A 23,959-nucleotide genomic window follows, 5' to 3' on the forward strand; every position below is an offset into this window, starting at 1 on the left:
GGACCCCGACCGGAAGGACCGCCCAGCCCGGGCATCCATGACTGACACGCACCGACACGACGGCAGCCCCGCGGCGGCGCCGACCGGGCACCAGGCCCAGTACCCCACCCGGCACACCGTCGTCGTTCCCAACAGCATCAACATGGTCAGCCTTCTCGGACCCGGCGATGAGCACCTCGCGCTGATCGAGCAGGCGTTCCAGGCCGACGTCCACGTGCGTGGCAACCGGATCACGCTGTACGGCGAGCCGGGGGAGGTCGCGCTGGCCGAACGGCTCCTCGACGAGCTGGTCTCGATCATCCGCACCGGCCAGGGGGTGACCGCCGAGACGGTGGAGCGGGTGCTCGGCATGCTCCGTGCCGAGACGACCGAGAGCCCCGCCGACGTGCTCTCCCTGAACATCCTCTCCAACCGCGGGCGTTCGATCCGGCCGAAGACGCTGAACCAGAAGCGCTACGTCGACTCGATCGACAAGCACACGATCACCTTCGGCATCGGGCCCGCGGGCACCGGCAAGACCTACCTGGCGATGGCCAAGGCGGTCCAGGCCCTGCAGTCCAAGAACGTCAACCGGATCATCCTGACGCGGCCCGCGGTCGAGGCGGGGGAGCGGCTCGGGTTCCTGCCCGGCACGCTGTCGGAGAAGATCGACCCCTACCTGCGCCCGCTCTACGACGCGCTGCACGACATGATCGACCCGGAGACGATCCCGAAGCTGCTCGCGGCCGGGACGATCGAGGTGGCGCCGCTGGCCTACATGCGCGGGCGCACGCTCAACGACTCCTTCATCATCCTCGACGAGGCCCAGAACACCTCGCCGGAGCAGATGAAGATGTTCCTGACCCGGCTGGGGTTCGGCTCGAAGATCGTGGTCACCGGTGACGTCACCCAGGTCGACCTGCCCTCGGGCACCAAGTCGGGGCTGCGGATCATCCAGGGCATCCTCGACGACATCGAGGACATCTCGTTCAACCTGCTCACCAGCAACGACGTGGTCCGCCACCGGCTGGTCGGGCGGATCGTGGCGGCGTACGACGAGTTCGACGCCCGGCCCGCGCCCCGGCCGGCCCGCCCCGCCCGCGCGGAGGGGGAGGCATGAGCATCGAGGTGCTCAACGAGTCCGGCCACGACCTCGACGTGCAGCGGCTCGCCGCGCTGAGCCGGTTCGTGATGGACCGGATGCGCGTGCACCCGCAGGCCGAGCTGTGCATCAAGGCCGTCGACGAGCCCACCATCGCCGAGCTCAACGAGCAGTGGATGGAGAAGGAGGGGCCGACCGACGTGCTCGCGTTCCCCATGGACGAGCTGCGTCCCGGCCTGGTCGACGAGGACCCCGAGGAGGGCGTGCTCGGAGACCTGGTGCTGTGCCCCGACGTCGCCGAGCGGCAGGGCGTCACGGCCGGGCACGGCAAGGGCGCGGAGCTCGAGCTGCTGACCGTGCACGGCATCTTGCACCTGCTCGGCTACGACCACGCCGAGCCCGAGGAGCACAAGGAGATGTTCGGCCTCCAGGACGAGCTCCTGGCCGCGTGGCGCTCCGGCGCGACGCCCTCCGGTGAGCAGCGGTGATGCCTGGCTGCTCCTCGTAGCAGCCGCCCTCGTCCTGCTCGCCGGCGCCTTCTCCGGCGCCGACGCCGCCCTCGGCTCGTTCTCCCGCGCCCGCGCCGAGGAGCTGCTCGACGAGTCCCGCCCGGGCGCGCGCCGGCTGGTGGCGCTGCTCGACGACCCGCCGCGCTACCTCAACACCGCGCTGTTCCTGCGCCTGCTCTGCGAGACCTCCGCGATCGTGCTGGTCACCCTCGAGGTCAACGACGCGTACGCCGGGTCCTGGTGGCCCACCGTGGTCACCGCGATCGCGGTGATGCTGCTGGTGTCGTTCGTGGCGATCGGCGTGGCGCCGCGCACCCTGGGCCGGCAGCACGCCGAGCGGACGGCGCTGCTCACCGCCGGGCCGCTGACCGTGGTCACCCGCATCCTCGGCCCGCTGCCGGCGCTGCTGATCATGGTCGGCAACGCGATCACCCCGGGCAAGGGCTTCCGCGAGGGCCCGTTCTCGACCGAGACCGAGCTGCGCGAGCTGGTCGACCTGGCCGAGGCCTCCGCGGTCATCGAGTCCGGCGAGCGCAGGATGATCCACTCGGTCTTCGAGCTCGGCGACACCAGCGCGCGGGAGGTGATGGTCCCGCGCAACGACGTCGTCTACATCGAGCGGCACAAGAACCTGCGCCAGACGATGTCGCTGTTCCTGCGCAGCGGCTTCTCCCGGGTGCCGGTCATCGGGGAGAACCTCGACGACGTGGTCGGCATGGCCTACCTCAAGGACATCGTGCGCCGCGACTTCGAGGCGCCCGACGTCGAGTTCACTCAGCGCATCGACGGGGTGATGCGTCCCGCGCACTTCGTGCCCGACTCCAAGCCCGTCGACGCGCTGCTCTCGGAGATGCAGGCGATGCGCCAGCACATCGCGGTGGTCGTCGACGAGTACGGCGGCACCGCCGGCCTGGTCACCATCGAGGACATCCTCGAGGAGATCGTCGGGGAGATCACCGACGAGTACGACAGCGACGAGGTCACGGTCGAGGTGCTGGCCCCCGGCGAGGCGCGGGTCTCCTCGAGGTACCCCGTCGACGACCTCGAGGAGCTGTTCGGCTTCGAGGTCGAGGAGGACGACGTGGACAGCGTCGGTGGGCTGATGGCCAAGCACCTGGGCCGGGTGCCGATCCCCGGCTCGTCGGTCGTCGCGCACGGGCTGAGGTTCGAGGCCGAGGGCGTCGTGGGACGCCGCAACAAGATCGAGACCGTGCTGATCAGCCAGGTGCAGCCCGCGCCGGCCGACGGGCACGGCACCGAGGAGGAGGAGCACCGTGACCGCAGCGAGTGAGCTGTCCGCCGAGGACCGGAAGCTGGTCACCCTGGCCCGCGCCACCCGGGCCCGCACCGGCGCCGCCGAGGGGGCCGCCGTCCGGGACGGCGACGGCCGGACCTACGCCGCCGCCACCGTCGACCTGCCCTCGCTGAAGGTCTCCGCGGTGGGGGTGTGCATCGCCATGGCGGTGGCCTCCGGGTCGCGCGCCCTCGAGGCCGTGGTCGTGCTGACCGAGGCCGAGGGGCTGCCCGACGCCGACCGCGCCGCCCTCGCGGACTTCGCCGGCGGCGGGGTGGTCGTGCACGTCGGTGACCCGCGCGGGGCGCTCCGCGCGACCTCGCGGACCTGAGCCCTGTCCGGTCAGCGACCACGACGACCGGTGGAATGCCGGCCAGCGGGCGGGAGTAATCTGTGGGGCGTGTCGGAACGGGGAGGATGGCAGCAGCATCGGGAGGCGGTCGACCGCCTGAGCGCGTCGTACGCCGCGATTCCTGCGGGGGCGCCGGTGCGGCTGGCGAAGAAGACCTCGAACCTGTTCCGCCCGCGGTCGGCGGTCGACGCGCCCGGCCTGGACGTCTCCGGGCTGACCGGCGTGATCGAGGTCGACCCGCAGACCCGGACCGCGGAGGTCCAGGGCATGTGCACCTATGAGGACCTGGTCGACGCGACGCTGCCCCACGGCCTGATCCCGCTGGTGGTCCCGCAGCTGCGGACGATCACGCTGGGCGGGGCGGTCACCGGGCTGGGCATCGAGTCGACCAGCTTCCGCAACGGGCTGCCGCACGAGTCCGTGCTCGAGATGGACGTGTTCACCGGCGCCGGCGAGGTGGTCACGACCCGCCCCGGCGAGGACCTGTTCGACACGTTCCCCAACTCCTACGGCTCGCTGGGCTACGCCACCCGGCTGCGGATCGAGCTCGAGGCGGTCCCGTCGTACGTCGCGCTGCACCATCTCCGCTTCGACGACGCCGAGGTGCTCGCCAAGACGATCGCCGCCATCGTGGAGAGCGGCGTCCACGAGGGCATCCGCGTCGACGGGATCGACGGCGTGGCCTTCGCGCCGGGGGAGTACTACCTGACCCTGGCGACCTGGTCCGAGCAGCCGGTGGTCGACGGGCGCACCGTGGAGCCGAGCGACTACACCGGCCAGCAGATCTTCTACCGCTCGATCCAGCAGCGCGCCGAGGCGGGCGCCGGCAGCGACCTGCTGACCATGTACGACTACCTGTGGCGCTGGGACACCGACTGGTTCTGGTGCTCCGGGGCGTTCGGCGTACAGAACCCCGCCGTACGCCGCCTCTGGCCGCGGCGCTGGCGGCGCTCGGACGTCTATCACAAGCTGATCGGCCTCGACCGGCGCGTCGGCCTCGCCGACTGGCTGGACCGCCGGGCCGGGCGGCCGCTGCGCGAGCGGGTGATCCAGGACGTCGAGGTGCCCGTCGGACGGCTGCCGGAGTTCCTGGACTGGTTCGACCGCGAGGTCGGCATGCGGCCGGTGTGGCTGTGCCCGCTGGTCGCGCGGGGGGACTGGCCCACCTACCCGCTCGAGCCGGGCGCGAGCTACGTCAACGTCGGCTTCTGGGGCACGGTCCACGTCGGCCCCGAGGCGCCCGAGGGCCCGCGCAACCGCGCCATCGAGGCCGAGGTGCACCGGCTCGGCGGCCACAAGTCCCTCTACTCCGAGGCCTTCTACGACCGGGAGACCTTCGACCGGCTCTACGACGGCGCCAACCTGGCCGCGGTCAAGCGGCGCCACGATCCCGACGACAGGCTGACGAGCCTCTACGACAAGGCGGTGAAGAGAAGATGACTACGATCCAGAAGGGGTCGCTCCTCATTGGCGACGCGGTGGCGTCCCTGCTGCGCGACGGCATGCCGGTGCGCTTCACGGCGTACGACGGCAGCTCGGCCGGCCCGGCCGACGCCGAGATCGAGCTGGAGCTGCTCAACCAGCGGGGGCTGTCCTTCCTGCTGACCGCGCCCGGCGACCTGGGCATGGCCCGCGCCTACGTGTCCGGCGACCTCCAGGTGCACGGCGTGCACCCCGGCGACCCCTACGACGCGCTGCGGCTGCTGCAGAACCACCTGCGCTTCCGCCGGCCCAGCGCCGGCGAGGCCGTCGCGCTGCTGCGCGGCCTCGGCCTGTCCAACCTGCGCCCGCCGGCCCCGCCGCCGCAGGAGCACCTGCCGCGCTGGCGCCGCGTCGTGGAGGGCGTGCGGCACTCGCTGGTCCGTGACGCCGAGGTGATCCACCACCACTACGACGTGTCGAACCGCTTCTACGAGATGGTCCTCGGCCCGTCGATGACCTACACCTGCGCGGTCTTCCCGACCGAGGACGCGACCCTCGAGGAGGCCCAGGCCCACAAGTACGACCTGATCGCCCGCAAGCTCGACCTGAAGGCCGGCCAGCGGCTCCTCGACCTCGGCTGCGGCTGGGGCGGGATGGTGCGGCACGCCGCCCGGGAGTACGGCGTGAAGGCGCTGGGCGTCACGCTCTCCCGTGAGCAGGCCAGCTGGGCCCAGCAGCGGATCAAGGAGGAGGGCCTCGACCACCTCGCCGAGGTCCGCTACCTCGACTACCGCCTGGTCGAGGAGGGCGAGTTCGACGCGATCTCCTCCATCGGCCTCACCGAGCACATCGGGGTCAAGAACTACCCGGCGTACTTCGGGTTCATCCACGACAAGCTGCGCCCGCAGGGCCGGCTGCTCAACCACTGCATCACCCGCTACGACAACGTGCCGCGCAACACCGGCGCGTTCATCGACCGCTACGTCTTCCCCGACGGGGAGCTGATCGGCTCGGGCCGGATCATCACCGACGTGCAGAACGCCGGCCTCGAGGTCCAGCACGAGGAGAACTTCCGCGTGCACTACGCCAAGACCCTCGCCGGCTGGTGCCGCAACCTGCAGGAGAACTGGGACGAGTGCGTCGCCGAGGTGGGTGAGGGCACCGCGCGGGTCTGGGGGCTCTACATGGCGGGCTCGCGGCTGGCCTTCGAGCGCAACGAGATCCAGCTGCACCACGTGCTGGCGACCAAGACCGACGAGCACGGCGACAGCGGCTACCCGCTGCGCCACACGTTCTGAGCTGCCCTGGACCGAGCTTGCGAGGTCCAGGACCCAGCAGCCAGGTCGAGTAGCCGCGCGGGCGAGGAACGAGCTCGCGACCGGCGTATCGAGACCGAGCCGGGTGACCGATACGGTTGGCCGGTGAGCACCCGAGGGAGGCAGTACGCCGCCGACGTCCTGCGCCGTGAGCAGCTGACCCCGCACCTGGTGCGGCTGACGCTCGGCGGCCCGGGGCTGGCGGGGTTCGTCAGCACCGGGATCCCCGACGAGTGGGTCGGCCTGGTGGTCCCGGACCAGTTCCAGAGCCGGTACTACACCGTGCGCTCCTGGACGGGCGCCGAGCTGGTCCTCGACGTCGTGGTGCACGAGGTCGGGCTGGTCACCGAGTGGGCGGCGCGGGACTGCGTCGGTGAGACCGTCACCGTGACCGACCCCCGCGGCTCCTTCGCGCTGCCCGAGGACGCCTCGTGGCTGCTCCTGGTGGGGGACCTGACCGCGCTGCCGGCGATGGCGAGGATCGCCGAGACCGCGCCCGCCGGCCTGCCGCTCCGGGTCTGGGCCGAGGCGGCGGACGCCGAGGAGCTCCGCGCCTCCGGCTACCTCCCCGAGCACGCCGAGGTCACCTGGCTGGCGCCGCCCGCCGACGGCGTCAGCGACCTCGCCGCGGTGGTCGAGGGCATCGACTGGCCCGAGGGCCGTGGCTACTTCTGGATGGCCGGCGAGTCCGGCCAGATGCGCGCGATCCGCAAGCACCTGATGCGCGTGCGCGAGCTCCCGAGCCCGGCGTACGACGTGATGGGCTACTGGCGCGGCGGTGCGAAACGGCAGCCGCGCGCGGTCGACCCGGGGCCGGTCTGGCGAGCGGGCCGGGCGGCCGGCCACAGCGACCAGCAGATCTGGGCGACCTACGACGAGGCCCGGACCCGGGCGCAGCAGGAGGCAGACCGGTGACCGAGCAGACCACCCCCCAGGACCCCAGCTCCCAGGGCACCAGCACCCAGGACACGGGCCGCCACGACCAGCCGCACCGCAGCGGCTTCGCGTCGTTCGTGGGCCGGCCCAACGCGGGCAAGTCCACGCTGACCAACGCGTTGGTCGGCACCAAGATCGTGATCACCTCCGACAAGCCGCAGACCACGCGCACGGTCGTGCGCGGGATCGTGCACCGTCCCGACGCGCAGCTGATCCTCGTCGACACCCCCGGCCTGCACCGGCCGCGCACGCTGCTCGGCGAACGGCTCAACGACCTGGTCACGACCACCCTGTCGGAGGTCGACGTCGTCGCGGTGTGCTTCCCCGCCAACGAGCGGATCGGCCCCGGCGACCGGTTCATCACCGGCGAGGTCGCGAAGATCCGGCGCACCATCAAGTTCGCGGTCGCCACCAAGACCGACCTGGCCACCCCGGAACAGATCGGCCGGCACCTGCTGGACATCCAGGAGATCGGTCGCGAGGCCGGCATCGAGTGGGCCGAGATCGTGCCGGTCTCGGCCACCGCCGGTGACCAGGTCTCGCTGCTCGCCGACCTGCTGGTCGCCCAGCTCCCCGAGGGCCCCCAGCTCTACCCGGACGGCGAGCTCACCGACGCCCCAGAGGAGATCCTCGTCGCGGAGCTGGTCCGCGAGGCCGCCCTCGAAGGGCTGCGCGACGAGCTGCCGCACTCGGTGGCGGTCGTCGTCGAGGAGATGGGGCTGCGTGAGGGCCGCGACGAGGACAGGCCGCTGCTGGACGTCCACGCCAACCTCTACGTCGAGCGGGACTCCCAGAAGGGCATCGTCATCGGCCCGAAGGGCACCCGCCTGCGCAAGGTCGGCACCGCGGCCCGCCACCAGATCGAGGCGCTGCTCGGCACCCCCGTCTACCTCGACCTGCACGTCAAGGTCGCCAAGGACTGGCAGCGTGACCCCCGCCAGCTCCGCAAGCTCGGCTTCTAATGACTCGTTGAGTTGGGCCCCGTGCCGGGTTGAGTTGGGCCCCGCACCGCGTTGAGTTGGGCCCCGTGTCGCGTTGAGTTGGGCCCCGCACCGGCGGGAAGCCCAACTCGCACCGGCGGGAGGCCCAACTCACACCGGCGGAAAGCCCAACTCGGACCGGCGGGAGGCCCAACTCACACCGGCGGGAGGGCCAACTCAACGTCAGTCGGGCACCCAGCACAGGCCGTAGTGCTGGCCGTCCGCCCACTGCTGCCGGGTCGGCCACTGGTAGCCCCACCGGAAGTCGAGCGTGTCGGCGGCGGCGGCGCGGCCGGCGTCCTGGCACGGGCCCTGGCCGGCGTCCCGCGCGGCGGCCGTGCCGGGGTAGGACCCGCCCGTGAGGTGCACGACCTGCACGGCCCGCCAGCTGTGGGGACGGGAGCAGACCACGCGGGCGAAGTCGGCGGCGCCGGGCTCGGCGGTGCCGCACATCCCGAACCGGTCCTGCCCCTGGGAGGTGCCGAGGACCCCGGCCATCCGCGGCGCGAGGGGCGCGAGCCGGCCGTCGGCCGCGACCGCGATCACGTCGCAGCGGAACCAGTCCTGGCCCGCGTCGGACTGCGCCACGGTCGGGGTGAACCACACCGACCGGAGCATGCTCAGGCGCAGGTCGTCGGCCGTGCCCCCGACGTACGACGTCAGCCGGCGCGGGCAGGTCGTGGCGACCTGCTGCTGGACCCGCCGGGAGTCGACGGCCAGCAGGTGCCCGTCGACCACCGCGGCGAGGCGGCCCACCGCGAACGTCATGGAGGTGTGGCTGCGACCGCACGGGACGCTGTGCGCAGCGGTGGTGGGCGCGACGGCCTGGGCGTAGGACAGCCGGTAGCACGCCCTTTCCTCGGGCGAGGGCGCCTGCGTCGCCCGACTCGGGGTGGGGGCCGGCGACACGGACCCGGTGCCCCCGGACCCGGCGGACGAGGACCCGGTGGCCCCGGAGCCGGCGGACGAGGGCCCCGGAGCAGAGTCCGACGACCCGCCGCCGCCGGAGCAGCCCGCGAGCGCGAGGACGCCGGTGAGGACGCCCGCGGCGAGGGGGAGCAGGCGCCTCACCGGTCGGTCTCCGCCCAGCACACCGAACGACGGTTGCCCGCCTCCCACTCGGCCCGGTGGAACCACGTGAACCCGAGGGAGTAGCTGGCCGGGTAGCCCAGCCAGGCGCCGACCGAGTCGGAGCAGTAGTCGTGCGTCCTGACCTCGACCAGGCGGTCGCCCGGGTAGGGGTCGTCCTTCTCGCCGAGCACGATGGTCGTGACCGCGCGCCAGGCGTGCGGCTGCGAGCAGGGGATCTTGACCGAGCCCGCCACGGTCCGCCCGGAGGCGCAGACCATCCAGTCGTCGTCCTCCTTGCCGAGCAGCTGGCCGCGAACGCTGGTCGGCAGGTCGGCGTACTCCCTGCTCTGGTCGCCGCCGCCGACCACGTCACAGCGGTACCACCGCGCTCCGGCGTCCCACGCGCTGCGCGAGGGGCGGAACCACGCCCAGCTCAGGACCGAGCGCATCAGCAGGCTCTCGTCGGCGCCGAGGAACCGCATCAGCCGGGCCGAGCAGGTGCGGTACGCCCACGCCCCGAGCGCGCGCGAGTCGTAGCCGGCGTTGACGAGCGACGAGGGCAGCGCGCCCACGACGTAGGTCTGGGCGGTGTGCGCGCGGGAGCAGGGGACCGTGGCGGTGGCGTTGCTCGACTGAGCGACGTCGGCCGGCGTCAGGTCGCGACAGGCCCCGAGGGTCGGTGGCTCGACCGCGTCCACCCGGTCGGGCTCGCCGTCGTCGCCGCGGGCGCGCGACCCGTCGCACCCGACCAGCAGAGCCAGCGCGAGGGCACCGAGCACGAGCGGTACGACGAGCCGGCGGACCTGCGGCACGGCTCCTCCTCGACGGCGCGGGCGATGACGTCGCGACTCTACCGGGGCACCCGGGCCCGGGGGTCAGTCCGCCAGCAGGGCGGCCAGCGTCCCGCCGAGCTCGTACGCCGCGGCGCGGTGCTCCTCACCCACGTCGCCGACCACCGACAGGACCTCCGCGGCCTGCCGCCACGGCAGCGCACCGACGATCGACTGCACCGAGCGCACCGCGCCGGTCGTGTCGTAGCGACCGTGCACCCACAGACCCCAGGGTCGCTTGCCGCCGCCCGCCGCGGAGGCGGAGCCGTCCTCGGTGAGCGCACCGCCGGCCTCGAGGAAGATCGTGTCGAAGAAGTGCTTGAGCGCGCCGCTCATGTAGCCGAAGTTCGCGGGCGTGCCCAGGAGGTAGCCGTCGGCCCCCAGCACGTCGGCAGCGGTGGCCGCCAGCGCCGGCCGGACCACCACCTCCACGCCCTCGATCGCGTCGTCGTGGGCGCCCGCGACCACCGCGTCGCTCAGCGCGCGCACGCCCGGCGTGGGGGAGTGGTGGACAATCAGCAGCGTGGCCATGCCCCGATCCTGCCCTGCCCGGGCGGGGATGAGAGCCTGACGACCGTGAAGAGCGTCGACCTCGAGACCATCCGCCTGTTCCTGCACGTGCTCGCGGCCACCATCTGGGTGGGAGGCCAGATCACCCTCGCGGCACTGGTCCCCGCGCTGCGGGCCGCCGGCACCGAGGTGCCGAAGGCCGCGGCCAACGCGTTCAACCGGGTCGCCTGGCCGGCCTTCGCCGTCCTCATCCTGACCGGGGTGTGGAACGTCGTCGCGGCCGACGACCACTCGGCGGCCTTCCAGCACACGCTGCAGCTGAAGTACGTGCTGGTCCTGCTCTCCGGCGTCACCGCGTTCCTGCACGCGCGGGCCAGCTCGAAGACGCAGATGGCGGTCTACGGCGCGCTCACCGGCCTCACCGCGCTCGCCGCCACGTTCGTGGGGATCATGCTGGCGGGCTGACCCCGTCCCGTCGTACCGCCCCGTCGACGAGCCGGGCCAACGCCACCGCCTCCGGGAGCTGCGGCAGGTCCTCGACAGGCACCCGCAGCGGGATCCGCCAGTTGTCCCGCGCCACGGTCCCGGGGACGTTGGGCCGTCGCTCCTCGCGCACCGCGTCCTCGAGCGCGACCGACAGCAGCAGGCTGGGCGCGCGCCCGAGCTGGCGGTACGCCGCGGTGACGGCCTCGTCCACCCCGGCGACCGGCCCGGCGACCGGGCCTGGGCCCGGCGTTGCGGAGAGCTCGCCGTCCCGCTGCAGCCGGGCGAGCAGGTCGGCGCGTCCGGCGCGGACGTCGTCCTCGGTCATCGTGGTGGTGGCGAGCTGGTCCTCGGCGTCGGAGCCGGTCCACAGCCCGGCCACCGTCGGCAGGTCGTGGGTGGTGACCGCCGCCAGCGCGGAGGCCGGCCAGTCGGCGGGGTCGTCCTCCTCGAACCACAGCAGCCGGTAGGACAGGATGCCCCGCTCGGCGAGCGCTTCGCGCACGCCGGGCTCGACCGTGCCGAGGTCCTCGCCGACCACCACCGCCTGCGCGCGGTGGGACTCCAGCGCCACGATGTCGAGCAGGTCCTCGCTCGGGTAGCGCACGTAGGCGCCGTCGGTCGCCGCGTGGCCCTCGGGGATCCACCACAGCCGGAACAGCCCCATCACGTGGTCGATGCGCAGCCCTCCCGCGCCGGCGATGGTGCCGCGCAGCGACTGGATGAACGGCTCGTAGTCGGCCGCGCGCAGCCGCCACGGCACCAGCGGCGGCGAGCCCCAGTCCTGGCCGGTGCTGTTCAGCAGGTCCGGCGGGGCTCCGACCGTGATGCCGCCGGCCACCTCGTCGGGCCAGGCCCACGCGTCCGCGCCGCCGCCGGAGACCCCGATCGGCAGGTCCTGCAGCACCATCAGGTCGCCGGCGGCCCGGCGCAGCTGCACGTCGAGCTGCCACTGCAGCCACGCGTGGAACGACACCCGGTCGGCCCGGTCCTCGGCGTACGCCGCCACCTCCGGACCGTCCGGGCGGCGCAACCCGGCCGGCCAGTCGCGCCAGTCGGGCCCGTGCTGCTCGGCGAGCGTGCACCAGGTGGCGAACTCCTCCAGCGCCCGGCCCTGCTGCTCCCGCCAGGCGGAGAACGCGGGGTCGCGGCCGGCGTCGGTGTCGCAGAAGGTCCGCCACAGCACGTCGCGCTTGAGCGCCCACACCGCGTCGCGGTCGATCGGGTCGAGCCCGTTGACCTCCCGGGCCCGCGCGAGGTCCCCACTCACCACCGCGCCCGGCACGTCCTCGACGCGGAGGTAGACCGGGTTGCGGAACCGCCGGGTCGCGGGCAGGTAGGGGCTGGCCTCCTGGGGCAGCGTGGGCGCCACCGCGTGCAGCGGGTTGACCAGCAGGAAGCCGCCGCCCGCCGCGGCGGTCCACTCCCGCAGCGTGCGCAGGTCGCCGAGGTCGCCGATGCCCCAGCTGCTGCGCGAGCGGGCCGCATAGAGCTGCACCGTCCAGCCCCACAGCCGGTCCTCCGGCAGCCAGCACCGCCCGGGGGAGACGATCAGCCGGCGACTCGAGCCGTCGGCGGTGAGCAGCCGGTGGTAGCCGAGCGGGAAGTCCTCGGGCACGAGGTCGCCGAGGGTACGACGCGAGCCGTCCTCGCACTCGACCTCGAGGCTGCCCCCGTGGTCGACGAGCCCGAGCCGTCGGCCGGGCCGGGTCACCACGGGCGCGCGCTGCTCGAGGTCGGCCGGTGGAGCGCCGATCGCCTCGCGCAGCGCTGCCACGGTCGGGTCGGGCACGCGGTGCGGCTGGTCGTAGGCGTCGATCCAGTCCTGCTGGATCCCCCAGGCGTCTGGTGCGGTCGCGGTCATGGCACCAGTGTTCATGGCCGGTGGCTGATGTTCATCCCCGGTGACTGGGGGACGGGTGTGCGGGACGGTGCGGGTCAGGCCTCGAGGTGCCGGATGACCTTGGCGGGGTTGCCGACCGCGACGACGTTCGCGGGCAGGTCGCGCACCACGACCGAGCCCGCGCCGACCACGGTGTTCGCGCCGATCGTGACGCCCGGGCAGACGATCACGCCGCCGCCGAGCCACACGTTGTCCCCGATGGTGATCGGGGCGGCGGCTTCCCACTTCTCGCGGCGCAGGCCGGCCTCGACCGGGTGGGTCGGGGTGAGCAGCTGCACGTTCGGGCCGATCTGCACGTCGTCGCCGATCCGCACCCGCGCCACGTCGAGGCAGACCAGCCCGAAGTTCACGAACGTCCGCGCGCCGATGGAGGTCTGGTAGCCGTAGTCGCAGTGGAACGGCGCCCGCACGTGGCTGTGCTCGCCGAAGCCGCCGAGCAGCTCGCCGAGGAGCCGGTCCGCCTCCTCGGCCTGCTCGAGGTCGAGCTGGTTGAACCGGTGGCAGAGCACCCGGGCGCGCCGGCTCTCCCGGAACAGCTCCGGGTCGTCGGCGATGTAGGGGTCACCGGCGAGCATCCGGTCGCGCATGGTCCGGCCGTCGGTGTCGGGCTGCGTCATGCGCCGATCGTGCCAGTGGGGACCGGCCGCCGTGGCAGGACCCCCGGCGCTCGCACCGCTCTATCGTGGGGGCATGCGTGTGCCGCGGCTGCGACGCAGCCTGGTGCTGCCGGGCGTGATCGTGGCGTTCACCGCCCTGCTGGTGGGCGCGGGGGCCGCGGCCGCCTTCGAGTCCGACACCGTGGACAGCTACTGGGAGGGGCTGTGGTGGGCGCTCGGGCTGATGACCACCGTCGGCTTCGTGGAGGGCGCGCCACCCAGCACGCTGGGCGGCGCGATCACCTCGGCGGTCCTGATGCTGGCCGGCTTCCTGCTGCTGTCGCTGCTCAGCGCCGGCCTGGCCTCGCTGTTCGTGCGGGAGGACGAGGCGCCGGCCGAGGCCCGCGAGCAGGCCCTGGACCGACAGCTGCTGGAGCGGTTGGCCGCCCTCGAGGAGCGGATCGCGGCCCTGGACGACCGGCTGCGCGGCCCCGACGACCCCCACGGCCCGCACGGCCCCGATGGCCCCGACGGCCCCCACGGCCCCGACGGCTCGACCGCGACCGAGCGGTGAGACGCCCGGGCCGGCGGTCGGGCTCGCTGGTCTATGGTGGGGGCCGTCATGATGCGCAGCCTCCTCCTTCGCTGCCGCAGCGAGGTCTGAGCCACAGCCGGACCCCCTCGCTGCGGAGGTTCGCCTGCGACCGGCACCCCACTCCCGAGGCGAGGACCCCATGACCATCCCTTCCCAGAAGCCCAGCGGCATGCCGATCGAGCGCTACCGCGCCTTCCCCCCGATCGACCTCCCGGACCGCACCTGGCCGAACGCGACGATCACCGAGGCGCCGCGCTGGCTCTCCACCGACCTGCGCGATGGCAACCAGGCCCTCATCGACCCGATGAGCCCGGCGCGCAAGATGAAGATGTTCGACCTCCTGGTGCGCATGGGCTACAAGGAGATCGAGGTCGGGTTCCCCTCGGCCAGCGAGACCGACTTCGCCTTCGTGCGCCAGCTGATCGAGGGCGACCGGATCCCCGACGACGTCACGATCTCGGTGCTCACCCAGGCCCGTGAGGACCTGATCGAGCGCAGCGTGCAGTCCCTGGTCGGCGTGCCGCGCGCCAACATCCACCTCTACAACGCGCTGGCGCCGATGTTCCGCCGGGTCGTCTTCCGGGCCAGCAAGGACGAGGTCAAGGACATCGCCGTCCGCGGCACCGAGCTGGTGATGAAGCACGTCGAGAACCACCTCGACACCACGGTGATCGGCTACGAGTACAGCCCGGAGATCTTCACCTCCACCGAGCTGCCGTTCTCCGCCGAGGTCTGCGAGGCGGTCTCCGACGTGTGGCAGCCCGAGGACGGTCGCGAGATCATCCTCAACCTGCCGGCCACCGTCGAGGTCGCCACGCCCAACGTCTACGCCGACCAGATCGAGTGGTTCTCCCGCCAGCTGACCCGTCGCGAGCACACCGTGATCTCGCTGCACCCCCACAACGACCGGGGTACGGCGGTGGCCGCGACGGAGCTCGCCATGATGGCCGGCGCCGACCGGGTCGAGGGCTGCCTGTTCGGCCACGGCGAGCGCACCGGCAACGTCTGCCTGGTCACGCTCGGCATGAACCTGTTCAGCCAGGGCGTCGACCCGATGATCGACTTCGCCATCGACGGGGGCATCGACGAGATCCGCCGGACGGTGGAGTACTGCACCCAGCTGCCGGTCCACCCGCGCCACCCCTACGCGGGCGACCTGGTCTACACGGCCTTCTCCGGGTCCCACCAGGACGCGATCAAGAAGGGCCTGGAGGACCTCGAGCGGCGGGCCGCCGAGCAGGGGATCCCGGTCGAGCGGATGCCCTGGGAGGCGCCGTACCTGCCGATCGACCCCAAGGACGTGGGCCGCTCCTACGAGGCGGTCATCCGCGTCAACAGCCAGTCCGGCAAGGGCGGCGTGGCCTACATCCTCAAGGCCGAGCACAAGCTCGAGCTGCCGCGCCGCGCGCAGATCGAGTTCTCGCGGGTCGTGCAGGAGCGCACCGACGCCGACGGCGGCGAGATGTCGGCCGACCAGATCTGGTCGGTGTTCTCGGCGGAGTACCTCGACCGCGAGGCGCCGCTGAAGCTGAACTCCGTGCACACCTCCTCCGCGGCCGGCGAGAAGGACGCGCTCACCGTCAACGTCTACGTCGACGGGGAGATGCGGACCCTCGAGGGCACCGGCAACGGACCGATCGCGGCGTTCGTCAACGCGATCAACGAGCTCCCCGACCCCGCCGGTGGCAGCCGCTTCGACGTGCGCGTCCTCGACTACGCCGAGCACGCGCTCTCCTCCGGTGGCGACGCGATCGCCGCGGCGTACGTCGAGTGCCTGGTCGGCGAACGGGTCCTGTGGGGCGTGGGGCTCGACCCGAACATCGTCACGGCCTCGCTCAAGGCCGTGATCAGCGCGGTCAACCGCGGCTAGGCCCCGATCCGCTGCCGCCCACCCCCCGCGCGGGGGGTGGGGCGGCCGGATCGGTGCGGCCGGATCGGTGCGGCCGGTCAGTGGTCGTGGTGGTGATGGTCCTCCTCGACCCCCACGCCGACGCCGACGAACGGGTGGTCCTCACCGGCATCGAACCGGACCTTGAGCAGGTTGTCGCGGCTCCACGCGCCCACGACGTCGCCGAAGACCTTGAACCGGATGTGGCCCTCGTCGTCCTGGGTGGCGGCGTAGACGCGCAGCAGGCTGCGGTGGAAGTCCAGCTGGAAGCGCGAGCACTCCCCGTCGCCGAGCGTCGCGCTGCCCTGGTCCTCGTCGGTCCGGACCGTGATCGCGACCTGGGCGTCGTCCCCGTGGTGGTCGTCCCCGTGGTCGCTGCCGGGGTCGGTCCCGCGGTCGTCGCCGTGGTGGTCGCCGTGGTCGTGGTGGTCCTGGAACTTCGCGCAGACGAGGACCTTGACCTCGTCGGCGTGATGGTGGTGATGGCGGTGGTCCCCGTGGGCGCTGGCCGGCGCCGCCAGGCCGCCGGCGATCAGGGCCGAGGTGGCCAGAGATCCGAAGATGGTGCGCACGAGCATGTCGCGCCTCCTACGTGGGATGGGTTTCACCGGGCCGCGACGGCAGCCGCGAGACGCGTGAGCCGGGGCCGTGTGTGGCCCGGCTGCCTGTCACGGGGCGGTTGCTTCACCTCCACCGTGCACAGCCGACCCCGGGCGGGGTCAATACCGAGGGCTGGGGAGGTCGACCGCGACCGGTGCCGCTCAGCCGACCCCCAGGATGCAGGCGCTGGCGGCCCGTTCGAACCCGACCGAGCGGTAGACGCCGGCGGCGTCCTCGGAGGCCGCCGAGAGGAACGTCGTGCGCACGCCGCGCCGGCGGCACTCGGCCGCCAGCGTCGCCGTGACCGCGGCGCCGAGCCCCTGCCGGCGGGCGGACGGCACGATCGCGATCCCCATCAGCTCGGCGACCTCCCCGCGGGGGGCGGCGGACCCGCCGCCCACCACGGCACCGGCGGCGTCGAGGGCCGCGACGACGACCAGCAGTCCCTGGGCGACCATCTCGGTCTGGCGGCCCGGTTCCTTCGGCACGACGTCGTCGTGGCCGCGGAAGGCCGCGCTCACGGCGCCGAGCACCAGCGGGAGGTCGGGGTCGTCTCCGGTGAGCACCCGTGCCCGCGCGGCCGGCGCCGGCGGCGCGGCGTCCTTCGCCAGGATCAGGAGCGGGCAGCGCGCAAGGTCGTGGCGACCGTCCACCGCTGCCCGGACCGCCGGGAGCAGGCCCGGGGTCACCTCGTCGACCCACTCGATCGCCCGCGGCACGCCCAGCTCGGCCTGCCTGGCCAACACCCGTCGTACGTCGTCCGCGGTGACGTCCACGTCGAGCCCGAGCCGGGGTCGGGCGTAGAACTGCCAACCGGTCGCGGGGTCGGCCACGAAGAGCGTGAACGGGCCCACCTCCTCGGCGACGGCCACCGCGCGGGGAACGGTGTCGTAGTAGGTCTCGATGAGCTCCAGGTCCACGGGGCAGGACGATGTCAGCCGGCGCGACCGGCATGCCACTAGATTTCGCCTCATGCTGGTCTCCGAGCGCATCGGGCAGTTCTTCGTCGAGGGCGACAGCGGGCGGGACCGCCTGGAGTACACCGAGTACGGCTCCGGCGACGCCTGGGTGGTGCTGCTGCACGGGCAGCTGATGCCCCGCCGGATGCACCAGCCGCTGGCGCGCGCGCTCGCGGCCGAGGGCCTGCACGTGGTCACGCTCGACCTGCTCGGCCACGGCCGCTCCGACCGGCCGGCCGACCCGCTGCTCTACTCGATGACCGCGTTCGCGGAGCAGGTGGTGGCGCTGCTGGACCACCTCGGCGCCCCGCAGGCGGTGATCGGAGGTACGTCGCTCGGCGCGAACGTCTCGCTCGAGGTCGCGGTGATCGCCCCGGACCGGGTGCGCGGCCTGCTCATCGAGATGCCGGTGCTCAACAACGCGCTCGAGGCGGGCATCCTTGCGTTCGGCCCGCTGCTCTTCGCCGCCCGCTTCCTACCGTTCACCGTCAACGGGCTGCGGCTGCTGACGCGGCCCGTCCCGCGCGGGCTGGTGCCGTTCTGGGCCGGGATCGCCCTGGACACCCTCGACCAGCACGCCGACTCGGTCGCGGCCGTGGTCCACGGGCTGTTCTTCGGCCGGATCGCCCCCTCCTCCAAGCAGCGCCGCGGGATCACCGCCCCCGCGCTGGTGGTCGGCCACCCCGCGGACCCGATCCACCCGGCCGCCGACGCGGCGATGCTGGCCGGGGAGATGCCGCGGGCCACGTTCGTGCGGGCCCGGAGCATCCTGGAGTGGCGGGCGACCCCGGACCGGCTCAACCGCGCGGCCATCGGCTTCGCCCTGGGCTGCTGGCAGACCCCGGGGCGGGCGCGGCGCGCGGGTCGCTGAGGCGGTCGCAGGCGCCGGGGCGAGGCACAATGGTGCGGTGCTCTACCGCGACGAGGCGATCGTGCTGCGCACCCACAAGCTGGGTGAGGCCGACCGGATCATCACCCTGCTGACCCGTCAGCACGGGCGGGTGCGTGCGGTCGCCAAGGGCGTGCGTCGCACCGGCTCCCGGTTCGGGTCGCGGTTGGAGCCGTTCACCCACGTCGACCTGCAGCTGGCCGAGGGCCGCAGCCTCGACGTGGTGACGCAGGCCGAGACCATCACCCCGTTCTCCGACCGGCTCGGCCAGGACTACGACCGGTACACCTCCGGCACGGTCATGCTCGAGACCGCGGACCGGCTCGTGGTGGAGGAGAAGGAGCCGGCGGTCCAGCAGTTCCTGCTGCTCGTGGGCGGGCTCCGGGTGATGGTCGCCGGCGAGCGCGGCCCGGGCCAGGTCCTGGACTCCTACCTGCTGCGGTCGCTGGCGGTGGCCGGCTACGCCCCGACCTTCGAGCACTGCGCCCGGTGCGGCACGCTGCCGACCGCGGGCGGGTCGCACCGGTGGTTCAACCCCTCGATGGGCGGGGTGCTCTGCGCCACCTGTCGGATCCCCGGCTCCGCCAGCCCGGCGACCGAGACCATCGGCGTGCTCGGTGCCCTGCTCACGGGGGACTGGCCGGTGGTGGAGGCCGCCGAGGAGCGGCACCTGCGCGAGGCCAGCGGCCTGGTGTCGGCCTACCTGGCCTGGCACCTCGAGCGAGCGCTGCGCTCGCTCGCCTACGTCGAGCGCTGAGCCGCCCCGGCGCCGCCGCCCCCGGCGGGCCGTTCGGTCCTCCACGCGCCGAACAACGCCCCTGCCCGCTTCGTCCGCGGCGTGGGGAGCATCGGCCATGGGCGCCGCGAGCACCACCCCGTTCATCGTCGTCGGGACCGATGGCTCGCCGGCGAGCGAGCGCGCGATCCGGTACGCCGTCGCCGAGGCGCAACGGGTCGGGACCGGCGTCCGGCTGGTGCACGTGTCGCCGGACTACACGCCGACCACACCGATGCTGCCGCTGATCCGCGACGACTTCGAGCAGGTCGGCCACCGGATCCTGCAGGAGGGGGTGGCGGTCGTCCGCGCGGCCGCGCCGGACTGCGAGGTGGCGACGGTGCGGCGCACCGGCCCGACGGCGGCCACGATCCTGGACCTCGCGGCGGAGTCCCACCTGATCGTGCTCGGCCGGGACCGGCACGGCCGGCTGGGTGCGGTGTTCACCGGGTCGACGACCGTCGGCGTCGCCGGTCGGGCCCGCTGCCCGATGGTGTCTGTCCCGCCGGACTGGGAGCCGGACGGGGACCACGGGCGGGTGGTGGTCGGCCTGCGCGCGCCCGCGCACGCCACCGAGCTGCTGGCCCGGGCCTTCGACCTGGCGGAGACGCGGGGGGCCCGGCTGGTCGTGCTGCGGGCCTGGCAGCTCCCCGGCCCGTACGACGAGGTCGTGGAGGCCCGCTCGCACCCGGGGGAGCGGGCGCGACAGCTCGAGGAGGAGCTCGACCCGCTGGTCGAGCGGCACCGCCGCGAGCACCCGGCGGTGGAGGTGGAGCTCTCGGTGGTGCACCAGCAGCCGGCCCGCGCCCTGCTGCACGCCGCGGCCGGCGCGGACCTGCTCGTGCTCGTCCGGCGGGCCCACGGCCTGCCGTTCACCGCGCACCTCGGTGGCACCGCCCGGACGCTGCTGCGCGAGGCGCCGTGCCCGGTCGAGGTGGTCCCGCCCCGGGAGGTGCTGGCCGAGGTGGAGGGGCTGGTCCTCGAGCGGGCCGGGAGCGTCCGGCCCTGACCGGGTCAGCGGGCCTACGCTCTACCGCGTGAAGCGCGCCGTACGTCCCCCGACCCCGCACCCGTCCGGAGCCCGCCCGCCGGCCGTCCCGCGCGACCTGGTGCCGCGCCACGTCGCCGTGGTGATGGACGGCAACGGGCGCTGGGCCAAGGAGCGCGGCCTGCCCCGCACCGCCGGGCACGAGCAGGGCGAGCACTCGCTGTTCGACGTCGTGGAGGGGGCGATCGAGATCGGGGTGAGGGCGATCTCGGCCTACGCGTTCTCCACCGAGAACTGGTCGCGCTCGCCCGACGAGGTGCGCTTCCTCATGGGCTTCAACCGCGACGTGATCCGGCGGCGGCGCGACGAGATGCACGAGCTCGGCGTCCGGGTGCGGTGGGCGGGGCGGGCGCCCCGGCTGTGGAAGTCGGTCATCCGCGAGCTGCAGGTCGCCGAGGAGCTGACCCGCGACAACGACGTGCTCACGCTGACGATGTGCGTCAACTACGGCGGTCGCGCCGAGCTCGCCGACACCGCCCGCGCGATCGCGCGGGAGGTCGCCGCCGGCCGGCTGAACCCCGACAAGGTCGACGAGCGCACCGTCGCCCGGCACCTCTACGTCCCCGAGCAGTCCGACGCCGACATGGTGTGGCGCACCTCGGGGGAGCAGCGGCTGTCGAACTTCATGCTCTGGCAGTCGGCCTACGCCGAGCTGGTCTTCTCCGACGTGCTGTGGCCCGACGTCGACCGCCGGCACCTGTGGCAGGCGATCGAGACCTACGCGAGCCGGGACCGGAGGTACGGCGGGGCCCGGTAGTCGAGCCGGTAGTCGAGCCCGGAAATCGAGTCCGGCGTGGATCCGGTCAGCGGCAGGCCGGACAGGTCCCGAAGATCTCCAGGGTGTGGCTGACCTCGGCGTACCCGTGCTCGGAGGCGATCGCCCCCGTCCACCGCTCCACCGCCGGGCCCTCGACCTCCACGGTCGCGCCGCACTCCCGGCAGACCAGGTGGTGGTGGTGGGTGTCCGAGCAGCGCCGGTAGATCCCCTCGCCGTCCTCCGAGCGCAGCATGTCGACCTCGCCGGCATCGGCGAGGCGCTGCAGGGTGCGGTAGACGGTGGCCAGCCCGACCTGCTCGCCCCGCTCGCCGAGCAGCTCGTGGATCTCCTGCGCCGAGCGGAAGTCGGCGAAGGAGGCCAGCGCCTCGACCACGGCGCGCCGCTGGCGGGTGGGCCGCAGCGGACCGGCCCCGGCGTCAGTGCTCGTCATAGTGACCTCCGTGCGCTGCGTGGCGGTGCCCGTCGTGGACGTAGTCGACGTGGCCGCCGTGGGGGACGGCCACGTGCCCGCAGTCCTCGCCGTGCCGGTGGACGTGCTCCTCGGGCACCTCGGTGTGCCCGGTGTCCACGCCGTAGCCGTCCTCGGGGCCGGCGTCGAACGGCGCCGACCGTCGCCGGCGCGCACGTTGCCAGGACCCCACCGGGTAGGTGATCACGAAGCAGGCCAGCGCGAGCAGCACGATGCTCGCGCCCGGGGCGACGTCGACGTAGGCCGACGTCGTGACGCCGACCAGCGAGACCGACGTGCCCAGCGCCATCGCCGAGAACAGCGTGACGCGGAACCCGCGGACCACCTGCTGGCTGGTCGCCACCGGCACGACCATGAGCGCGCTGACCAGCAGCAGCCCCACGGTCCGCATCGCGACGGTCACGGTGACGGCGGCCAGCACCGAGACCAGCAGGTTGTAGGCGCGCACGTTCAGGCCGCTGACCCGGGCGAAGTCCGGGTCCTGGGCGACCGAGAACAGCTGGGGCGAGAACCCGATCGCCACCGCGACCACGATCGCGGCGAGCACCGCTGTCACCACGACGTCGGAGTCCGAGATCGTGGTGATGGAGCCGAATAGGTAGGTGTTGAGGGTGGCCGCGGACTGGCCGGCCAGGCCCGTGATCAGCACGCCGCCGGCGATCCCGCCGTAGAACAGCAGCGCGAGCGCGACATCGCCGCTGGTGCGGCCGGTGGCGCGGATCAGCTCGATCACGACCGCACCGAGCACGGCCACCACGACGGCGGTGTAGGTGGGGCTGGTGCCGGTGAGCAGGCCGAGCGCCACGCCGGTGACCGAGACGTGGCCGATGCCGTCGCCGAGGAGGGACAGGCGGCGCTGCACCAGGTAGGTGCCCACCGCCGGGGCGGCCAGGCCCGTGAACAGCGCCCCGAGCAGCGCCCGGACCACGAAGTCGTAGTGCAGCAGGGTCATCCCCGGTCCTCCTGTCGGTTCTGCGGGTCCAGCGGCGAGGTCATCCCGGGCGTGTGGATCCGCTGCGGCTCGAGGTCCGGGTGGTGGGCGTGGGCGTGGGCGTCGACGTCGGTGAAGCTGGCCAGCGGCGGGCCGTCGTACGCCGTGCGGCCGCCGCCCAGCACCAGCGTGCGGCCGATGAGCGGCGCGAGCGGCCCGAGCTCGTGCAGCACCAGCACCAGCGTGGTCCCCAGGTCCACCAGGCGGCGCAGGGTGGCGGCGAGCTGTTCCTGGGAGAGCAGGTCGACCCCCGCGGTCGGCTCGTCCAGGAGGAGCAGGTCGGGCCCCGAGACCAGCGCCCGAGCCACCAGCACCCGCTGCTGCTGGCCGCCGGAGAGGGTGGCGAAGGCGTCCCGGGCCCGGTCGGCCAGGCCGACCTGGTCGAGCGCCTCGGCGACCGCGTCCCGGTCGGCGCGGCTCGTCGGACGCAGCAGCCGGCGGCGCGAGAGCCGACCGGAGGCGACCACCTCGCGGACGCTGGCGGGCACCCCGCCGGCGGCCGCGGAGCGTTGCGGCACGAACCCGACCCGGTGCCACTCGGCGAACTCGCGCAGGGGCGTGCCGAAGAGCCGGACCTCGCCGCGGCAGGTCGGGACCAGCCCCAGCGCGGTGCGCACCAGGGTGGACTTGCCGGAGCCGTTGGCGCCGATCACGGCGAGCACCTCGCCGGGCTCGACGGTGAGGTCGATGCCGCGCAGCACCGGCCGGCCGCCGAGCTCGACTGCGACGTCGCGCAGCTCCAGCACGGGGGAGTCGGTCTCAGTCACAGTGGTTCGCCTCCTGGATCGCCGCGAGGTTGCGGCGCATGAGCGAGAGGTAGTCCTGGTCGGCCGTGGCGTCGGTGAGGCCCTCGATCGGGTCGAGGACCGCGGTCCGGATGCCCAGGTCGTGGGCGAGCGTGTCCGCGAGCACCGGGCTGGCCAGCGCCTCGCTGAACACGGTGGTGATGTGGTCGGTGCGGATCAGGTCGTGCAGCTGGCGCAGGTGCGCGGGGGAGGGCTCGGCGTCGGGGGACAGCCCGTTGATGGCCACGACGTGCAGGCCGTAGCGACGCCCGAGGTAGCCGAACGCGTCGTGGCTGACGACGATCGTCCGGCGCGCGCAGTGGGCCAGTCTGCGGCGGTACTGCTCGTCGAGCCGGTGCAGCCGGCGCTCCAGGTCATGCCCGCGGCGCCGGTAGTCCGCCGCGTGGGCCGGGTCCACCCGCGCCATCTCGCGGCTGAACGCCTCGGTGACCCGCGCCAGCCGCACCGGGTCCAGCCAGAAGTGCGGGTCGCCGGCACGCAGCGGACCGCCCGACACCGCGGCATCCACGGTCGGGCCGGTCCGGTTCTCCGCGACCGCGCTGGCGACCGCCGGCTGCAGGCCCTGCTCGTAGAGGACGACGTCGGCGTCCACGACGTCGGCGGTCTGACCGACCGTGAGCTCGATCTCGTGAGGCTCCTGGCCCGGGTGGGTGAGGTCGACCACCCGCTCGTGGTTCCCGACGACCTGTCGGGCGACGAACGCCAGCGGGTAGAACGAGGCGACCACCGTCGGCTGCTCCCAGGCCGTGCCGAGATGGCCGCAGGCACCGAGCAGCGGGGCGACCAGCAGGCCCGTCACCGCCCCGGCGATGCGGCGAGCCCAACTGGTCATGACAACGATTCTCAATCAGAATGAGAATCATTGTCAACTGCGCGCG

General features: G+C 73.4%; 26 protein-coding genes. 15 read left to right on the top strand and 11 right to left on the bottom strand.

Annotation, left to right across the window (positions count from 1 at the left end; all coding sequences use genetic code 11):
• The first annotated feature begins 37 nt into the window (after positions 1-37).
• The 8 genes from BJZ21_RS07245 to era all read left to right on the top strand — a co-directional run bounded on the left by BJZ21_RS07245 (position 38) and on the right by era (position 7,872).
• On the top strand, positions 38-1,099 hold the full coding sequence (locus tag BJZ21_RS07245) for a PhoH family protein (protein ID WP_179663129.1): 1,062 nt from the start codon (positions 38-40) through the stop codon (positions 1,097-1,099).
• A complete protein-coding gene (ybeY, locus tag BJZ21_RS07250) occupies positions 1,096-1,569 on the top strand; it encodes an rRNA maturation RNase YbeY (protein WP_179663130.1) in 474 nt (157 codons plus the stop codon). The genes BJZ21_RS07245 and ybeY overlap by 4 nt, the downstream gene beginning before the upstream one ends.
• The gene (locus BJZ21_RS07255) at positions 1,556-2,881 is read left to right on the top strand and encodes a CNNM domain-containing protein (RefSeq protein ID WP_179663131.1); all 1,326 of its coding nucleotides are present in this window, start codon (positions 1,556-1,558) and stop codon (positions 2,879-2,881) included. The genes ybeY and BJZ21_RS07255 overlap by 14 nt, the downstream gene beginning before the upstream one ends.
• Positions 2,865-3,215, top strand: coding sequence for a cytidine deaminase (locus tag BJZ21_RS07260; protein WP_179663132.1), 351 nt, complete (start codon positions 2,865-2,867; stop codon positions 3,213-3,215). Before BJZ21_RS07255 ends, BJZ21_RS07260 begins: the two co-directional genes overlap by 17 nt.
• Before the next feature lie 69 nt (positions 3,216-3,284).
• Positions 3,285-4,676 carry an FAD-binding protein gene (locus BJZ21_RS07265; protein WP_179663133.1) on the top strand — a complete coding sequence of 464 codons (1,392 nt, stop codon included), beginning with the start codon at positions 3,285-3,287 and terminating at the stop codon, positions 4,674-4,676.
• On the top strand, positions 4,673-5,956 hold the full coding sequence (locus BJZ21_RS07270) for a class I SAM-dependent methyltransferase (RefSeq protein WP_179663134.1): 1,284 nt from the start codon (positions 4,673-4,675) through the stop codon (positions 5,954-5,956). Before BJZ21_RS07265 ends, BJZ21_RS07270 begins: the two co-directional genes overlap by 4 nt.
• Positions 5,957-6,079: 123 nt before the next feature.
• Positions 6,080-6,889, top strand: a complete 810-nt coding sequence (locus BJZ21_RS07275; protein ID WP_179663135.1) for an SIP domain-containing protein — start codon at positions 6,080-6,082, stop codon at positions 6,887-6,889.
• Positions 6,890-6,987: 98 nt separating this feature from the next.
• Positions 6,988-7,872, top strand: a complete 885-nt coding sequence (gene era / locus BJZ21_RS07280; protein WP_425490534.1) for a GTPase Era — start codon at positions 6,988-6,990, stop codon at positions 7,870-7,872.
• A 201-nt stretch (positions 7,873-8,073) separates the two neighbouring features.
• On the opposite strand, the gene BJZ21_RS07285 is transcribed toward era, so the two are convergent.
• The 3 genes from BJZ21_RS07285 to BJZ21_RS07295 form a co-directional block, all read right to left on the bottom strand.
• Positions 8,074-9,027 (bottom strand): septum formation family protein, encoded by a 954-nt coding sequence (locus tag BJZ21_RS07285; protein WP_343052009.1) that lies wholly within the window; start codon positions 9,025-9,027, stop codon positions 8,074-8,076.
• Entirely contained in the window at positions 8,958-9,773 is an 816-nt protein-coding gene (locus BJZ21_RS07290; RefSeq protein WP_343052010.1) for a septum formation family protein, read from the bottom strand. The genes BJZ21_RS07285 and BJZ21_RS07290 overlap by 70 nt, the downstream gene beginning before the upstream one ends.
• A 63-nt stretch (positions 9,774-9,836) precedes the next feature.
• Positions 9,837-10,322, bottom strand: a complete 486-nt coding sequence (locus BJZ21_RS07295) for a flavodoxin family protein (protein ID WP_179663138.1) — start codon at positions 10,320-10,322, stop codon at positions 9,837-9,839.
• Positions 10,323-10,367: 45 nt separating this feature from the next.
• Between BJZ21_RS07295 and BJZ21_RS07300 the strand changes: the two genes are divergently transcribed.
• Entirely contained in the window at positions 10,368-10,766 is a 399-nt protein-coding gene (locus BJZ21_RS07300) for a hypothetical protein (protein WP_179663139.1), read from the top strand.
• Here BJZ21_RS07300 and malQ read toward each other — a convergent pair.
• On the bottom strand, positions 10,750-12,648 hold the full coding sequence (malQ, locus tag BJZ21_RS07305; RefSeq protein ID WP_179663140.1) for a 4-alpha-glucanotransferase: 1,899 nt from the start codon (positions 12,646-12,648) through the stop codon (positions 10,750-10,752). The genes BJZ21_RS07300 and malQ overlap by 17 nt on opposite strands.
• Positions 12,649-12,722: 74 nt before the next feature.
• Positions 12,723-13,304, bottom strand: a complete 582-nt coding sequence (locus tag BJZ21_RS21365) for a sugar O-acetyltransferase (RefSeq protein ID WP_281380832.1) — start codon at positions 13,302-13,304, stop codon at positions 12,723-12,725.
• Positions 13,305-13,377: 73 nt separating this feature from the next.
• Between BJZ21_RS21365 and BJZ21_RS07315 the strand changes: the two genes are divergently transcribed.
• Both BJZ21_RS07315 and leuA read left to right on the top strand, forming a co-directional pair.
• Positions 13,378-13,857 (top strand): ion channel, encoded by a 480-nt coding sequence (locus BJZ21_RS07315; RefSeq protein ID WP_179663141.1) that lies wholly within the window; start codon positions 13,378-13,380, stop codon positions 13,855-13,857.
• Positions 13,858-14,017: 160 nt separating this feature from the next.
• Positions 14,018-15,748 carry a 2-isopropylmalate synthase gene (gene leuA / locus BJZ21_RS07320; RefSeq protein ID WP_246298465.1) on the top strand — a complete coding sequence of 577 codons (1,731 nt, stop codon included), beginning with the start codon at positions 14,018-14,020 and terminating at the stop codon, positions 15,746-15,748.
• 77 nt (positions 15,749-15,825) lie between these two features.
• Here the strand turns inward: leuA and BJZ21_RS07325 are convergent, their stop codons facing one another.
• The gene (locus BJZ21_RS07325) at positions 15,826-16,344 is read right to left on the bottom strand and encodes a hypothetical protein (protein ID WP_179663142.1); all 519 of its coding nucleotides are present in this window, start codon (positions 16,342-16,344) and stop codon (positions 15,826-15,828) included.
• Positions 16,345-16,527: 183 nt separating this feature from the next.
• The gene (locus BJZ21_RS07330; RefSeq protein WP_218851367.1) at positions 16,528-17,286 is read right to left on the bottom strand and encodes a GNAT family N-acetyltransferase; all 759 of its coding nucleotides are present in this window, start codon (positions 17,284-17,286) and stop codon (positions 16,528-16,530) included.
• Between the two features lie 52 nt (positions 17,287-17,338).
• On the opposite strand from BJZ21_RS07330, the gene BJZ21_RS07335 reads away from it, so the two are divergent.
• From BJZ21_RS07335 to BJZ21_RS07350, 4 genes are all read left to right on the top strand, one after another.
• Complete coding sequence (locus BJZ21_RS07335) at positions 17,339-18,196, top strand: alpha/beta fold hydrolase (RefSeq protein ID WP_179663144.1); 858 nt, start codon at positions 17,339-17,341, stop codon at positions 18,194-18,196.
• Positions 18,197-18,233: 37 nt separating this feature from the next.
• Entirely contained in the window at positions 18,234-18,971 is a 738-nt protein-coding gene (gene recO, locus BJZ21_RS07340; protein WP_179663145.1) for a DNA repair protein RecO, read from the top strand.
• Positions 18,972-19,068: 97 nt separating this feature from the next.
• On the top strand, positions 19,069-19,998 hold the full coding sequence (locus BJZ21_RS07345; protein WP_179663146.1) for a universal stress protein: 930 nt from the start codon (positions 19,069-19,071) through the stop codon (positions 19,996-19,998).
• 28 nt (positions 19,999-20,026) lie between these two features.
• Positions 20,027-20,794: an isoprenyl transferase gene (locus BJZ21_RS07350; protein ID WP_179663147.1), complete on the top strand. Its 768-nt coding sequence runs from the start codon at positions 20,027-20,029 to the stop codon at positions 20,792-20,794.
• Between the two features lie 46 nt (positions 20,795-20,840).
• Here BJZ21_RS07350 and BJZ21_RS07355 read toward each other — a convergent pair whose 3' ends face one another.
• Genes BJZ21_RS07355 through BJZ21_RS07370 form a run of 4 tightly spaced genes read right to left on the bottom strand, consistent with a single transcriptional unit; the run spans position 20,841 to position 23,913 of the window.
• On the bottom strand, positions 20,841-21,245 hold the full coding sequence (locus BJZ21_RS07355) for a Fur family transcriptional regulator (protein WP_179663148.1): 405 nt from the start codon (positions 21,243-21,245) through the stop codon (positions 20,841-20,843).
• The gene (locus BJZ21_RS07360) at positions 21,232-22,236 is read right to left on the bottom strand and encodes a metal ABC transporter permease (protein ID WP_179663149.1); all 1,005 of its coding nucleotides are present in this window, start codon (positions 22,234-22,236) and stop codon (positions 21,232-21,234) included. The genes BJZ21_RS07355 and BJZ21_RS07360 overlap by 14 nt, the downstream gene beginning before the upstream one ends.
• Complete coding sequence (locus BJZ21_RS07365) at positions 22,233-23,042, bottom strand: ATP-binding cassette domain-containing protein (RefSeq protein WP_179663150.1); 810 nt, start codon at positions 23,040-23,042, stop codon at positions 22,233-22,235. The genes BJZ21_RS07360 and BJZ21_RS07365 overlap by 4 nt, the downstream gene beginning before the upstream one ends.
• Positions 23,035-23,913: a metal ABC transporter substrate-binding protein gene (locus BJZ21_RS07370; RefSeq protein WP_179663151.1), complete on the bottom strand. Its 879-nt coding sequence runs from the start codon at positions 23,911-23,913 to the stop codon at positions 23,035-23,037. Before BJZ21_RS07370 ends, BJZ21_RS07365 begins: the two co-directional genes overlap by 8 nt.
• Positions 23,914-23,959 lie beyond the last annotated feature (46 nt).

Source organism: Nocardioides panaciterrulae, assembly GCF_013409645.1.
Classification (GTDB): Bacteria; Actinomycetota; Actinomycetes; order Propionibacteriales; family Nocardioidaceae; genus Nocardioides; species Nocardioides panaciterrulae.